This window comes from Streptomyces cylindrosporus (genome assembly GCF_022698165.1).
In the GTDB taxonomy this organism is placed as follows: Bacteria; Actinomycetota; Actinomycetes; order Streptomycetales; family Streptomycetaceae; genus Streptomyces; species Streptomyces cylindrosporus.
This window is the reverse complement of sequence record NZ_JALDAY010000023.1, coordinates 85030-98930: the sequence shown is the minus strand read 5'-3', so window position 1 is coordinate 98930 and position 13901 is coordinate 85030. Positions and strand designations below refer to the sequence as shown.

At 70.1% G+C, this 13901-nt stretch carries 13 protein-coding genes; 8 read left to right on the top strand and 5 right to left on the bottom strand.

The features are described 5' to 3' along the window. Positions 1-7 precede the first annotated feature (7 nt). Entirely contained in the window at positions 8-841 is an 834-nt protein-coding gene (locus tag MQP27_RS49190; RefSeq protein WP_242778573.1) for a hypothetical protein, read from the bottom strand. 155 nt (positions 842-996) lie between these two features. Here MQP27_RS49190 and MQP27_RS49185 point away from each other — a divergent pair, with 155 nt between their 5' ends. From MQP27_RS49185 to cseC, 5 genes are all read left to right on the top strand, one after another. Beyond that, complete coding sequence (locus MQP27_RS49185) at positions 997-1914, top strand: iron-sulfur binding domain-containing protein (protein ID WP_242778570.1); 918 nt, start codon at positions 997-999, stop codon at positions 1912-1914. A 230-nt stretch (positions 1915-2144) separates the two neighbouring features. After that, positions 2145-2684, top strand: a complete 540-nt coding sequence (locus MQP27_RS49180; RefSeq protein ID WP_242778567.1) for a SigE family RNA polymerase sigma factor — start codon at positions 2145-2147, stop codon at positions 2682-2684. Next, positions 2672-3310 (top strand): hypothetical protein, encoded by a 639-nt coding sequence (locus tag MQP27_RS49175; RefSeq protein WP_242778564.1) that lies wholly within the window; start codon positions 2672-2674, stop codon positions 3308-3310. The genes MQP27_RS49180 and MQP27_RS49175 overlap by 13 nt, the downstream gene beginning before the upstream one ends. 61 nt (positions 3311-3371) lie before the next feature. After that, positions 3372-4076, top strand: coding sequence for a two-component system response regulator CseB (cseB, locus tag MQP27_RS49170; RefSeq protein WP_242778561.1), 705 nt, complete (start codon positions 3372-3374; stop codon positions 4074-4076). A gap of 17 nt (positions 4077-4093) precedes the next feature. Continuing rightward, positions 4094-5443 (top strand): two-component system sensor histidine kinase CseC, encoded by a 1350-nt coding sequence (cseC, locus tag MQP27_RS49165; protein WP_242778558.1) that lies wholly within the window; start codon positions 4094-4096, stop codon positions 5441-5443. A 110-nt stretch (positions 5444-5553) separates the two neighbouring features. On the opposite strand, the gene MQP27_RS49160 is transcribed toward cseC, so the two are convergent. The 3 genes from MQP27_RS49160 to MQP27_RS49150 all read right to left on the bottom strand — a co-directional run bounded on the left by MQP27_RS49160 (position 5554) and on the right by MQP27_RS49150 (position 8236). Next, positions 5554-5988: a VOC family protein gene (locus MQP27_RS49160; protein WP_242778555.1), complete on the bottom strand. Its 435-nt coding sequence runs from the start codon at positions 5986-5988 to the stop codon at positions 5554-5556. Beyond that, complete coding sequence (locus tag MQP27_RS49155; RefSeq protein ID WP_242778655.1) at positions 5985-6470, bottom strand: helix-turn-helix transcriptional regulator; 486 nt, start codon at positions 6468-6470, stop codon at positions 5985-5987. Before MQP27_RS49155 ends, MQP27_RS49160 begins: the two co-directional genes overlap by 4 nt. A 161-nt stretch (positions 6471-6631) precedes the next feature. After that, positions 6632-8236 carry an MDR family MFS transporter gene (locus MQP27_RS49150; protein ID WP_242778552.1) on the bottom strand — a complete coding sequence of 535 codons (1605 nt, stop codon included), beginning with the start codon at positions 8234-8236 and terminating at the stop codon, positions 6632-6634. Positions 8237-8425: 189 nt separating this feature from the next. Here MQP27_RS49150 and MQP27_RS49145 point away from each other — a divergent pair, with 189 nt between their 5' ends. Further along, the gene (locus MQP27_RS49145; protein WP_242778549.1) at positions 8426-9022 is read left to right on the top strand and encodes a TetR/AcrR family transcriptional regulator; all 597 of its coding nucleotides are present in this window, start codon (positions 8426-8428) and stop codon (positions 9020-9022) included. Positions 9023-9035: 13 nt separating this feature from the next. On the opposite strand, the gene MQP27_RS49140 is transcribed toward MQP27_RS49145, so the two are convergent. Beyond that, positions 9036-9752 (bottom strand): M23 family metallopeptidase, encoded by a 717-nt coding sequence (locus MQP27_RS49140; protein ID WP_242778546.1) that lies wholly within the window; start codon positions 9750-9752, stop codon positions 9036-9038. Between the two features lie 364 nt (positions 9753-10116). Here MQP27_RS49140 and MQP27_RS49135 point away from each other — a divergent pair, with 364 nt between their 5' ends. Together MQP27_RS49135 and MQP27_RS49130 are read left to right on the top strand one after the other, a co-directional pair. Further along, positions 10117-10722, top strand: coding sequence for an HAD family acid phosphatase (locus MQP27_RS49135; protein ID WP_242778543.1), 606 nt, complete (start codon positions 10117-10119; stop codon positions 10720-10722). 46 nt (positions 10723-10768) lie between these two features. After that, a complete protein-coding gene (locus MQP27_RS49130; RefSeq protein WP_242778540.1) occupies positions 10769-13855 on the top strand; it encodes an NACHT domain-containing protein in 3087 nt (1028 codons plus the stop codon). Positions 13856-13901: the final 46 nt, after the last annotated feature.

Below are 13901 nucleotides of genomic sequence, written 5' to 3'. Positions count from 1 at the left end.
GCGGCCCTCAGTCGTCGTCCAGCACGAACGACGTCTGGCCCTTGGCGAACCCGGAGGCCGTCAGCTCCACCAGATAGGTGCCCGCCGCCGCCGACCCGGCCGGCGGCGTGGCGCACTCCGGGGCACTCGGCTTGCGGTCCCACTTCACGGTGTAGGTGATGCTGCTGCCGGCGGGCGCCCGGAACAGCAGACTCCCGGCAGTCTTCGGGCAGTCGGCGGAGGACCAGTAGACGTCGTCGCTGCTGCTCGACTTCGAGATCGTCAACACGGCGCTCTTGGGCCCGAGATCGACCTTGCAGTCACTGGCGGACGAGTTGGTCGCGGTCAGCAACAGGGTGGGCGTGTCCTCGGGCCCGTAGGTGTTGTGCAGACTGCGCACGCTCAACTTCACGGCTCCGGCGGTGCAGTTGGGCAAGGTCGACCCGGCGGGAACGGTGTCGTTCTGCCCGACCCCGCTGCCCGAGCCGCCACCCGCGACCCCACCCGAGCCGGCACCCTCCGACCCGCCGGAGCCGGACGTACCCGAAGTCCCCGAACCGCCCCCGGAATCCGACCCGCTGGAATCCCCGCCGGTACCGCCGCCGGTGCCGCCACTGCTCGACTCGTCGCGCCCGCCCGGCGCTTGACTGATCGCGGGCCCCGAACTCGACGGCCCCGCACTGATGGTGGGCGCGGGCGTCTTGCCGTTGGCCCCGTCGTCCTTCTTGCCGCCACCGCCGCCCGACGTCACGATCCAGACGATGAGCAGCGCCAACACGCCCAGGACAGACAGCAGTACGACCCTCCGGCGCCAGTAGATGGAGGAGGGAAGCGGCCCGACAGGATTGCGCAGAGATCCCACGGCGCAAACTGTACGAGAGATCGGCGCGTTCGCTTGCCCCACCCGCCGCCGGTACGTCAACTTTTCCGGATCATCATCCCGGCTGCGACGCCCGCGACGCACCGCGGCCGCAAGCGCGGCCCAACCCCCGCGGCCCATGGCAGGATCGGAATGCCATGACTGCGCTCACGAACACCCCCGAAGCCGCCGCCCCCGTCCAGGCCCCGGCCCTCCACTCCCCCGTCATCGACTGGTTCGAGGACAACGCCCGCGACCTGCCGTGGCGCCGCCCGGACGCCGGCTCCTGGGGAGTGATGGTCAGCGAGTTCATGCTCCAGCAGACGCCGGTCGCCCGCGTCCTGCCGGTCTACGAGCAGTGGCTCTCCCGCTGGCCCCGCCCCGCCGACCTGGCCGAGGAGCCCCCCGGCGAGGCCGTCCGGGCCTGGGGCCGCCTCGGCTACCCGCGCCGCGCCCTGCGCCTGCACGGCGCCGCCCTGGCCATAACGGAACGGCACGGCGGCGACGTCCCCACCGACCACGCCCAGCTCCTCGCCCTGCCCGGCATCGGCGAGTACACGGCGGCGGCGGTCGCCTCCTTCGCCTACGGCCAGCGCCACCCCGTCCTGGACACCAACGTCCGCCGGGTCCTGGCCCGCGCGGTCACCGGCGTCCAGTACCCCCCGAACGCCACCACGGCCGCCGAACGCAGGCTGGCCCGCGCCCTGTTGCCCGAGGACGAGCGCACGGCCTCCCGCTGGGCCGCGGCCTCCATGGAACTCGGCGCCCTGATCTGCACCGCGAAGAACGAGTCCTGCCACCGCTGCCCGATCGCGTCGAGCTGCGCCTGGCGGGCCGCGGGCAAGCCGCAGCACGACGGCCCGCCGCGCAAGGGCCAGACGTACGCCGGCACCGACCGCCAGGTCCGCGGCAAGCTGCTCGCCGTACTCCGTGAGGCCCATGGACCGGTCCCGCAGCCCGTCCTGGACCGGGTGTGGCACGAGCCGGTACAGCGCGCGCGGGCCCTGGACGGCCTTGTGTCGGACGGGCTCGTGGAGCCCCTGCCGGGGGGTCTGTATCGCCTCCCGCTGACATAAACCGCCGCCCCGTCACAGACCACCGCCTCCCCGAATCGCCCCATACCGGGCCGATTCGGTGCGCCTCTTTACCCCGCGCCTACGTCCGTTACACAACCGACGGACAGCCGATTGCCAGCCGAGCGCTGCTTCGGACAGCCCCGTCACAAAGCCTCCGTAGCTTCATTCCCACGGAAGACACCGACGGCGAAAAGGGCCGGCCGGGAACGGGGAACGGGAGGCGGTTCGACATGGCGCAGGGCGAGGTGCTCGAGTTCGAGGAGTACGTCCGCACCCGGCAGGACGCGCTGCTGCGCAGTGCCCGCCGGCTGGTCCCGGACCCGGTGGACGCGCAGGACCTCCTCCAGACGGCGCTCGTACGGACGTACGGCCGCTGGGAGGGCATCGCGGACAAGCGGCTCGCGGACGCGTACCTGCGCCGGGTCATGATCAACACACGTACCGAGTGGTGGCGGGCCCGGAAGCTCGACGAGGTCCCCACCGAGCAGCTGCCGGACGCGAGCGTCGACGACTCGACCGAACAGCACGCGGACCGGGCGCTTCTCATGGACATCATGAAAGTCCTCGCACCGAAGCAGCGCAGTGTGGTCGTCCTGCGACACTGGGAGCAGATGTCCACGGAGGAGACGGCCGCCGCACTCGGCATGTCGGCCGGAACGGTCAAGAGCACGCTGCACCGGGCGCTCGCCCGGCTCCGCGAGGAGCTGGAGAGCCGCGATCTGGACGCACGCGCGCTGGAGCGTGAGGAGCGGGAGCGTTGCGCGGTCTGACGGACTCGGGCCGAGGGACCTTGCAGGCGGCGTTCACGGCGGTGGCCGTGCTCGCCGCCCTCGCCCTGTTCGTCTCCGCCTGCGCGACCGGCGGCACCGGAGCCCGTGACGAGGGCCCGGCGCACGCCGAATCGGTGGCCGGTGCCGCGGCCACCCCCACCATCACGCCCAGCCCGTCGAAGACCACGCGCGTGGACGCGGTCAAGCTCGTCAAGGACGACCCCGCGGTCTCGACGGAGGTCAAACAGGAGCTGAAGCCGTGCGTCGCCGACGAGTACCCCGTCGACGTGTCGTACGGCGACCTGACCGGCGGATCCGACGACGACGTCGTGGTGAACGTGCTGACCTGCGGGGACGCGGTCGGGATCGGCTCGTACGTGTATCGCGAGGAGGGCGGCCGGTACGAGAACGTGTTCCAGGCCGAGGCGCCTCCGGTCTACGCGGAGATAGACCGCGGCGACCTGGTGGTGACCAAGCAGGTGTACGAGAAGGGCGACCCGGTGTCGAGTCCGTCCGGCGAGAACGTGATCACGTACCGCTGGGCCGCGGACCACTTCACCGAGGAGTACCGCACGCACAACGACTACAGCAACGCCGTGGGAGGCGACGCGTCGTCGCCCTCGTAGGGTCACCCTCGTAAGAGTGAAGCGATCGGCACGCACCCCCACGAGAACTGAGAGCACCGGGATGGCAGACCAGACCCATGTCCTGTTCGTCGAGGACGACGACGTCATCCGCGAGGCCACCCAGCTCGCCCTGGAGCGGGACGGCTTCGCGGTCACCGCGATGCCCGACGGTCTGTCGGGCCTTGACGCGTTCCGCGCGAACCGCCCCGACATCGCGCTGCTCGACGTCATGGTGCCGGGTCTCGACGGGGTGAGCCTGTGCCGCCGGATCCGCGACGAGTCGACCGTGCCGGTGATCATGCTGTCGGCGCGGGCCGACTCGATCGACGTGGTGCTGGGCCTGGAGGCGGGCGCCGACGACTACGTGACCAAGCCGTTCGACGGCGCGGTGCTGGTGGCACGGATCCGTGCGGTGCTACGGCGCTTCGGGCACGCGAGCGGCGGGGACAAGGGCGACGACCACGCCCCCGAGGTCTCCGGCGGGGTGCTGACCTTCGGCGAGCTGGAGATCGACACCGAGGGCATGGAGGTGCGCCGGGCCGGGCAGCCGGTGGCGCTCACGCCGACCGAGATGCGGCTGCTGCTGGAGTTCTCCTCGGCGCCGGGCACGGTCCTGTCGCGGGACAAGCTGCTGGAGCGCGTGTGGGACTACGGCTGGGGCGGGGACACCCGCGTGGTGGACGTCCATGTGCAGCGGCTGCGTACGAAGATCGGCCAGGACCGGATCGAGACGGTCCGCGGCTTCGGCTACAAGTTGAAGGCCTGAGCGGGGACAGCGGGGACATGCGGGGGATCTTCCGGAACCCGGTGACAGGCGAGACGGGCGGCATCACGGCCGGCATCCGTACCGGGCTGCGCTGGAAACTCAGCGCGGCCATCGCGCTGGTGGGCGCGCTGGTGGCGATCGCGCTGAGCCTGGTCGTGCACAACGCGGCGCGGGTCTCGATGCTGGACAACGCGCGCGAGCTCGCGGACGAGCGGCTGCGGATCGCCCAGCGCAGCTACGAGCTGTCGGGGCGGGCGAACTTCCCCGACATCGAGAAGGACGCCCCCGATCTGCCGGCGGCGCTGCGGGAGAAGGTCGCCGAGGGGCGGCGGGCGACGTACATCACCGACCGGCCGAACGGCTCGCCGGACATCTGGGCCGCCGTACCGGTCAAGGACGGGCACGTCCTGTCCCTCCACACCAACTGGACCGACCGCAGCACGGACATCCTCAACGACCTCGACCAGGCCCTGGTGATCGGTTCCATCGCGGTCGTCCTGGGCGGCAGCGCGCTGGGGGTGCTGATCGGCGGCCAGCTCTCGCGCCGGCTGCGGAAAGCGGCGGCCGCGGCGAACCAGGTGGCGAAGGGTGAGTCGGACGTACGGGTGCGGGACGCGATCGGCGGGGTCGTGCGGGACGAGACCGACGACCTGGCGAGCGCGGTGGACGCGATGGCGGACGCGCTCCAGCAGCGGCTGGAGGCGGAGCGCAGGGTCACGGCGGACATCGCCCACGAACTCCGTACCCCCGTCACGGGTTTGCTCACGGCGGCGGAGCTGCTGCCCCCCGGCCGCCCCACCGAACTCGTCCTGGACCGCGCGAAGGCCATGCGCACCCTCGTCGAGGACGTGCTGGAGGTGGCCCGCCTGGACGGGGCCTCGGAGCGGGCCGAGCTGCAGGACATCCTGCTGGGCGAGTTCGTCAGCCGGCGGGTGGCGGCGAAGGACCCGGCGATCGAGGTCCGGGTGGTCCACGAGTCGATGGTGACGACCGACCCGCGCCGCCTCGAACGCGTCCTGTTCAACCTCCTCGCCAACGCCGCCAAGCATGGCAAGCCGCCGATCCAGGTCACGGTCGAGGGCCGCGTGATCCGGGTCCGCGACCACGGCCCCGGCTTCCCGTCCGACCTCCTCGCGGAGGGCCCGAGCCGCTTCCGCACGGGCAGCACGGACCGCGCCGGCCACGGCCACGGCCTGGGCCTGACGATCGCGGCGGGCCAGGCCCGCGTCCTGGGCGCCCGCCTCACCTTCCGCAACGTCCGCCCAGCAGGCGCCCCGGACCACGTCCCGGCGGAGGGCGCGGTGGCAGTCCTGTGGCTACCGGAACATGCGCCTACCAACACGGGGAGCTATCCGGTGTTGCCGTAGGGGGTGCGGGGGCGCGCCGGGGGTGCGAGGGGGGTGGTAGTTGCGGGGGGGGCGCCGGGAGTTGCGGAGGAGCAGGGCGTCTCGTCCCGTCCTCGGCCACCCCGCGTCCCTCACCCGAAGTCCTTCGAGAAGTCCAGCTCCTCGCTGCGCTCGGTCAGTGAGTACCAGTTGCCGTTGTCGTCGCGGAAGATCGCCTCGATGCCGTACGGCCGCTCCTGCGGCGCCTGCAGGAACTCGACCCCGCGCGCCCTGAACGTCTCGTAGTCGCCGCGGCAGTCGTCCGTGCGGAACGCCCCCGCCCCCAGCACCCCCTTGCTCACCAACTTCTTCAGCGCCTCCGCGGACTCGGGGTCCAGCCCCGGCCCGTCCAGGCTCATCAGCGCCAGCTCGACCCCGGCCTGCTCCTTGGCCCCGACGGTGACCCACTTCATGTCGCCCATCGACACCTCGTCCCGCACCTCGAAGCCCAGCTTCTCGGTGAAGAACGCCTTGGTGCGCTGCTGGTCGAAGGTCCATACGGTGGTGATGCCCAGCCCGAGGATCATGGCTCCGCTCTCCCTGGCTCGTCGGTGATGCCGGTGATGTCGGTGGTGTCCTTTCCGTCACCGTAGGCAGCGCGAACCCCGGGGCGCTTCTTCAAAGTTGCGGTGGGGAAACCCCCGGCCCAGAGCATCGCGTAACACCCGGGTATGAGCGCGGCGCCACGGCCGACGTGCTTGGTCCGGTACTCGCTCGGCGTGAGCCCGGTCCGCGCCTTGAAGCGGGACGAGAAGGGCCCGAGGCTGCTGAAGCCGACCAGGTTGCAGATCTCGGTGACGCTCAGATCGGCGCTGCGGAGCATCTCCTCGGCGCGCTCGATGCGGCGGTGCGTCAGGTACTGCCCGGGCGTCTCGCCGTACGCCTCCTTGAAGGCCCGCAGAAAGTGATACCGCGAGTACCCGGCATGCGCGGCGACGACATCCAGGTCCAGCTCAGGATCGGCCCAGTCCCGGTCCATGGCGTCCTTGGCAAGCCGCAACTGCCGCATTTTGTCCATGCCCCGATGGTGGCACGCGGGTCTGACAACGGCTTCTGACTCCGGCTTCTGACTACGGCTTCCGACTACGGCTTCCGACAACGCACGTGCGGGAAAAGGCGAAGGCCCCCCGGGGCGGACACCTTCCGGGGGGCCTTCGGCTCATCGTCGGATCAGACGGCTTCCACAACCGGCGCCTGCACGGCCGCGCCCTCCGCCGATCCGTCCTCCGGCTTCGGTCCCGCCCCTCGCAGCGCGACCTCCTTCACGAACACCGCCGCGACCAGCGAGACGACGGCGACCACCGCGCCCAGCAGGAAGGCGGAGTGCGTGCCCGCGGACACCGCGTGCTGGTAGGCCTCGCGCGCCGCCGCCGGCAGCTTCGCCAGGCTCGCCGCGTCCAGCTGCGCCGACTTCTCGGTGATCTTCGAGCCCAGCGAACCGGCCCGCTCGGCCATGACGTGCTGCACGCGGTTGTTGAACAGCGCACCCATGATCGCGACACCGAAGGACGAGCCGAGGGTACGGAACAGGGTGGTCGACGAGGACGCGACGCCCATGTCCTTCATCTCGACGCTGTTCTGCGCGACCAGCATGGTGATCTGCATCAGGCAGCCCATGCCCAGGCCGACGATCGCCATGAACACACCGGAGGTGAAACGCGAGGTCCCGGTGTCCATCGTGGACAGCAGGTACAGGCCGACGATCATCAGGACGCTGCCGACGACCGGGAACACCTTGTACTTGCCGGTGTTCGTGGTCACCCGTCCGGCCACCATCGAGGTCACCAGCATCGCGCCGAGCATCGGCAGGAGCAGCAGCCCGGAGTTGGTCGCGGACGCGCCCTGCACGGACTGCTGGTACAGCGGCAGGAAGAGGGTCGCGCCGAACATCACGAACCCGGTGATGAAGCCGATGACCGACATCAGGGTGAAGTTGCGGCTGCGGAAGATGTGCAGCGGTACGACCGGCTCGGCGGCCCTGGTCTGCCAGAACACGAACCCGATCAGCGCGGCCACGCCGATGCCGATGAGCTCCATGATCCGCGCGGACGTCCAGGCGTACTCGGAACCGCCCCAGGTGGTGACCAGCACGATCGAGGTGATGCCGACGGTCAGCAGCACGACACCGAGGTAGTCGATGCCGGCCTTGGCCCGCTTCTTCGGCAGGTGGAGTACGGCGCTGATCAGACCGAGCGCGACGACGCCGAGCGGCAGGTTGATGTAGAAGGCCCAGCGCCAGCCCCAGTTGTCGGTGATGGTGCCGCCGACCAGCGGTCCGCCGATCATCGCGATCGCCATGACGCCGGCCATCATGCCCTGGTACTTGCCCCGCTCACGCGGCGGGATCAGGTCGCCGATGATGGCCATGACGCCGACCATCAGACCGCCGGCACCGAGGCCCTGCACGGCCCGGAAGCCGATGAGCTGCCCCATGTTCTGGGCCATGCCGCTGAGCGCCGACCCGATCAGGAAGATCACGATCGAGGTCATGAACGTGGTCTTGCGCCCGAACATGTCGCCGAGCTTGCCCCAGACCGGGGTGGCCGCCGCGGTGGCCAGGGTGTACGCCGTGACCACCCAGGAGAGGTGCTCCAGGCCGCCGAGCTCGCCGACGATCGTCGGCATCGCCGTACCCACGATCATGTTGTCGAGCATCGCGAGCATCATGGTGATCATGAGCGCGAGCAGCACGACCCGTACGCTCTTCGGCTGCTTTCCGGACTGTCCGTCCGGTAGTTCGTCCGGCTTGGTCTCGACCGTCTGTGTGTCCGCCATCGTTTTCCACTCCCCAAGGAACTGCCTGGCACCGCCTGGAACCGCCTGGTGCTTCCCCCGGCCGACCACTTACTTGCCGCCCGGCTAGTTGACTACACTGAGGAAGGTAGACCCGTAACTAGCCGGGCGTCAAGTAAGTTTTCTAGTCGGGCGGCAAGTAAGTTCGCAGGGGGCGTGAGGAGCGCGAGAATGGGCGGCACGATGGACGGCACCAAGCGGCAGCGCCGCGGAAACACTCGCCAGCGCATCCAGGACGTGGCGCTCGAACTCTTCGCCGAGCAGGGGTACGAGAAGACCTCGCTGCGGGAGATCGCGGAGAGCCTGGACGTCACCAAGGCGGCCCTCTACTACCACTTCAAGACGAAGGAAGAGATCCTCGTCAGCATCTTCGAGGACCTCTCCCAGCCGATCGAGGAACTGATCGAGTGGGGCAAGGGCCAGCCGCACAGCCTGGAGACCAAGCAGGAGATCATCCGCCGCTACAACGAGGCCCTCTCCGAGGCGCTGCCGCTCTTCCGCTTCATGCAGGAGAACCAGGCGGCGGTGAAGGAACTGCGCATCGGCGAGATGTTCCGGCACCGCATGATGGGCATGCGCGACATCCTCATCGACCCCGAGGCCGACCTGGTCGACCAGGTCCGCTGCGTCAGCGCGGTCTTCACGATGCACGCCGGGATGTTCGCGCTGAACGATCTGCCGGGCACCGACGAGGAGAAGCGGGCGGCGGTCCTGGAGGTCGCGACGGCCCTCGTGGCACAGGCGCACGAGGGCATGCACGCGTCGTGACCGCGCGGCGCGCCTACAGGCTCAGGCCCTTGGCGCGCAGGAAGGAGACGGGGTCGATCGCCGAGCCGTAGTTGGCGGTCGTACGGATCTCGAAGTGCAGGTGCGGGCCACTGGAGTTGCCGGTGTTGCCGGACAGCGCGATGTGCTGGCCGGTGGTCACGACCTGGCCGACCTTGACGTCGATGCGGGACAGGTGCGCGTACTGCGAGTAGGTCCCGTTGCCGTGCTTGATGACGATCGCGTTGCCGTACGCGGACCCGTCACCGGCGCCGTTGCCGCCGGCCTTGACGACGGTCCCGCCGTGCGCGGCGACGACGTTCGTACCGCTCGCGACGGCGAAGTCCTGCCCGCTGTGGGTGGACTGCCACATGCTGCCGGACTGCGCGAAGCTCGCGGAGAGCGTGTACTTCGCCACCGGGCGCACCCAGGAGGCGGCCTTCTTGGCAGCAGCCTTCTTCGCCGCCGCCTTCTTCGCGGCCGCGGCCGCCTTCTTCGCGCTCGCGGCCTTCGCCTTCGCGGCGGCGGCGCTCTTGGCGGCCTGCGCGGCCTTGGCCTGCGCGGCGGCCTGCGCCTGGACGGCGCTCGCCGCACCGGAGGCGGCGGTGGCGTCGGCGGCGACCGCGACCCCGGCCCCCAGCACGACCGACGCGCCGAGTCCGGCGGCCAGGACGGCCGCGCGGGCGCGGAGCAGGGACGTACGGGAAGAGCGGGACGTGACACGCGAAGACATCGGAACCTCGGGGAGACGGGGACAGAAAAACCACCCGGCGCACAGGCGGCCGCCGGATGGGCCATCCCTTGGTAACCCCAACCCCCACAAACCCCCAAAACACTCAACTACGACGACATATAGTACTTCACCACAAAACTTCCCCGGTGAAACCTCTGTCCGCCCGGCCCGACCGGCCCACTATCCGACCTAGTACGGCCGGAAGCGCCTGTGCGGCATGTCACCGGCGACCGTCGAGAATCCCCTGCCCCATGTGACGCACATCTCTGGCCACTTACCCGCCAGTAACCCTACGGTTCCCCTCGCGCCACCCTCGCCCCCGAACATGCACCAGACAACGGCATACGGACGTGAGAGGACCCCCATGAGAAGCCGACGCCCGCTGGTGAGCCGCCTGGCCGTCACCGCCGTCACCGCCTCCGCCTTCCTGGCCCTGGCGGCCCCCGCCCAAGCGGCGACGACCACCGCCGCCGGTGACGTCGACTACGCGACCTGGCAGAAGGACTGCCAGTCGGTGATGGACCAGGCCCTCCCCTACCTGAAGGAGCGCATCGCCTCCGCCAAGCCCGGCGCCAAGCAGGCGATCGTCTTCGACATCGACAACACCACGCTGGAGACCGACTTCGGCTTCAGCTACCCCCAGCCGGCCAACAAGCCCGTCCTGAACGTCGCGAAGTACGCCCAGGAACACGGCGTCTCCCTCTTCTTCGTCACGGCCCGCCCCGGCATCATCTACCTGCCGACCGAGTACAACCTCGAACACGACGGCTACAAGGTCTCCGGCCTCTACGTCCGCGGCCTCTTCGACCTCTTCAAGGACGTCGCCGCCTACAAGACCGCCCAGCGCGTCGACATCGAGAACAAGGGGTACGACATCATCGCGAACATCGGCAACAGCGCGACGGACCTGTCGGGCGGCCACGCGGACAGGACGTTCAAACTGCCGGACTACGACGGTCAGTTGTCGTAGCCGACGGTTAGGCTCCATCCGTTGGCGCGAGTCACGGGGGTGGCGGATGGAGCCTGCGGTACTGGGCGGCAAGCTGGCGTCGAGCGTCGTCGGCCCGCTGGTGAAGAAGCTGTTCGTGGCGGACGGGCCGGGCGCGGGCCTGGTCGACAAGCCGGTGCGGCTGAAGGATCTGGTGTCCTTCCGGGGCGAGAAGCGCACGCTCGACGCCAAGGACGTACAGAAACTCGCGGACCACCTCGTCCGGCAGGCCTTCGACTCGCCCGGCGAAGCGCCGTTCCGGGCCCGGGAGCAGACCGCCGTGGCCGACGCCCTGGCCCGCAGGCTGCTGGCCCTCGGCGAGCTGGACATGGACGACGTCCAGGCCGTGCGGCTGGGCGGCGCCGAACTGGCCCGCCGGCTGAGCCGGCGCTCTCCGTCCACCGACGGCCTCTCCGGGGACGCCTGCCTCTTCCTCGACTCCGCCACGGAATGGGCCTGCCTCCAGATCCTGGAGTTCTTCACCCGCCGGTCCACCTTCGTGGCCCGCACCCTCGTCGAACAGACCCGGGCACAGGCCGAACTCATCGCCAAGGTCGACGAGTTGATCGCCCGCACCCCGCGCCCGGACGGCCGGGACACCGCCTTCGAACGCGGCTACCTGGAGTACGTCGCCCGAAAGCACGGCAAGCTCACGATCTACGGCATAGACCTCACCAACTCCCACAACCGCTGGCCCCTGGACGCGGCCTACCTCAGCCTGGACGTGATCGGACGCGGCGAGGACCCGGCGTTCGGCCCACCGTCAGCCGCGCCCGTCTCCACCCCCGCCGACCAAGCCCTGGCCGGTCACGACCGTGTACTCCTGCGCGGTACGGCAGGCTCCGGCAAGACCACCCTCATACAGTGGCTCGCGGTCTCGGCGGCGACCGGCCCCACCGACCGCATGGCCTACCTCACCGGCCGCATCCCCTTCGTCCTCCCCCTGCGCACCCTCACCCGCCACGGCGAACGCCTCCCGGCCCCGGCGCACTTCCTCACGGCCGTGGGCTGCCCCCTGGCCGGCACCCAGCCGGAGGGCTGGGAGAACCGCGTCCTGGCGGGCGGCCGCGCGCTCGTCCTGGTCGATGGCCTGGACGAGGTCCCGGAGCCGGAACGCGAACGAGCCCGCACCTGGCTGCGCGACCTGGTCGAGGCCTTCCCCGGCAACCGCTGGCTGGTCACGTCCCGCCCCTCGGCGGTCCGCGAGGACTGGCTCGCGGCGGACGGCTTCACGGAGCTCGGCCTGTCGTCGATGAGCCCGTCGGACGTGTCCTCCTTCATCCGGCGCTGGCACCGGGCGGCAGCCACGGGCACCCCGGAAGAAGACGAGCAGCTCACCTCGTACGAGTCCCAACTCCTCGACGCCGTACGCACCAAGCCCGACCTGGGCCGACTCGCCACCAACCCCCTGATGTGCGGCCTGATCTGCGCCCTGCACCGCGACCGGCGGGGCTATCTCCCGTACGGCCGCAAGGAGTTGTACGACTCGGCCCTGTCCATGCTGCTGGTCCGCCGTGACCGGGAACGGGACATGACCGTGCCGGAACTCAGCGAGGAACCACAGCTGCAGCTCCTGCAACGACTGGCGTACTGGCTGATCCGCAACGGCCGCACGGAGATGGACCGAAGCCGGGCGGAGAGCATCATCGGGGAGGTGCTGCCGGCGGTTCCGGCGGCAGGGGTGCTCGGGGACGCGGGGGCGGTGCTGCGGCATTTCCTGATCCGGACGGGCCTGTTGCTGTCACCGACCGACGCCACGATCCACTTCGTGCACCGCACCTTCCAGGACTACCTGGGGGCGCGGGCCGCGGTCGAGTCCGGCGACTTCGGCCTGCTGGCCGAGCATGCCGCCGACGACCAGTGGGCGGACGTGATCCGGATGGCCGTGGCACAGGCTCGGCCGCGGGAACGGGCCGAGTTGCTGGGCCTGTTGACCGCGTCCCCCGACAAGCGCGCGCATCTGCTGGCCATGGCCTGCCTGGAACACGCGACGGAACTGGATCCGACCGTGCGGGGCCGAGTCGAGGAACTGGCGGCCGCCTTGCTGCCGCCGCGGACGGCGGAGGAGGCCAAGGAACTGGCGGAGATCGGTCCGCTGGTCCTTGAGCTGCTACCGGGTCCGGAGGGGCTGTCGGACGTCGAGGCCGAGGCGGTGACGGCGACGGCGACTCTGGTGGGCACGGATGCGGCGGTGCCGGTGCTGGCGCGGTTCCGGGGGCATGCGGCGGACCGTGTACGGCACAATCTGTCGCGAGCCTGGGAGCGCTTCGACGCCGAGGTGTACGCCAATGAGGTGCTGGCCCATGTCAGCACCGACGATTACTTCGTCTTCCCCACCTCGCCCGAGCAGGTACGTGCTCTGCCGCGACTCGGCCCTCGGATGCGGCTCGGCATACAGGGCGCTCATGCCCCTTCGGACATCTGGACGGTGCTGCCCGAGAGCGTGGAGCACCTCGGCTTCTACGACAACCCACTACTGTGCGATCTACAGCCGCTGACAGCCCTGCGCTCGCTCTCTTACGTGCTTCTCGTGCGCTGCCCGAAGGCCGGCGATCTCCTGCCCCTGGCCAGGTCTGGCCTGCGCCAGTTGTATCTCAACGAAATCGGCGAGATCTCCGGGCTGGACCAGTTCCGAACGCTGGAGAGCCTCATCGTCGAGACGCCCCTGCCGGGCGGCGGGCTGGCCGCCCTGCCTCAGGACGCACCGCTCACAGCGCTCGGCCTGGGCGGCGGAGCCATCGCAAGAACAGGCCTGCACGGCCTGAGTCGTTGGTCGATGCTGGACTACCTCGATCTGCGAGACGGCTCCGGCGACCTCGGCCCCAAGGACTGGTCCGAGGCCGCCCGGCTCCCCAACCTCGTCACCCTGGGAATCACGGCCGGCCTCGTCTCCAGCCTCAAGGGGGCACCTCAGCTGCCCACGGTCGAGATCCTGCACGTGGACAGAGTCTCGGGAGACGAGGATCTGACATCGCTGGCCCGCGCGTGCCCACAGGCTCGCAGAGTCCTGCTGCACTCGGCTGTTCCCTTTACGTCACTGGAAGTGGCCTCCTACGCAGCCCTCTTCCCGGACGCCGACGTCGTCTCTCCTATCGCCCGCCCCTACCTCTTCTGACCAAGCGAAAGGGGCCGGCACCCTACGGCACCGGCCCCTCTCATCG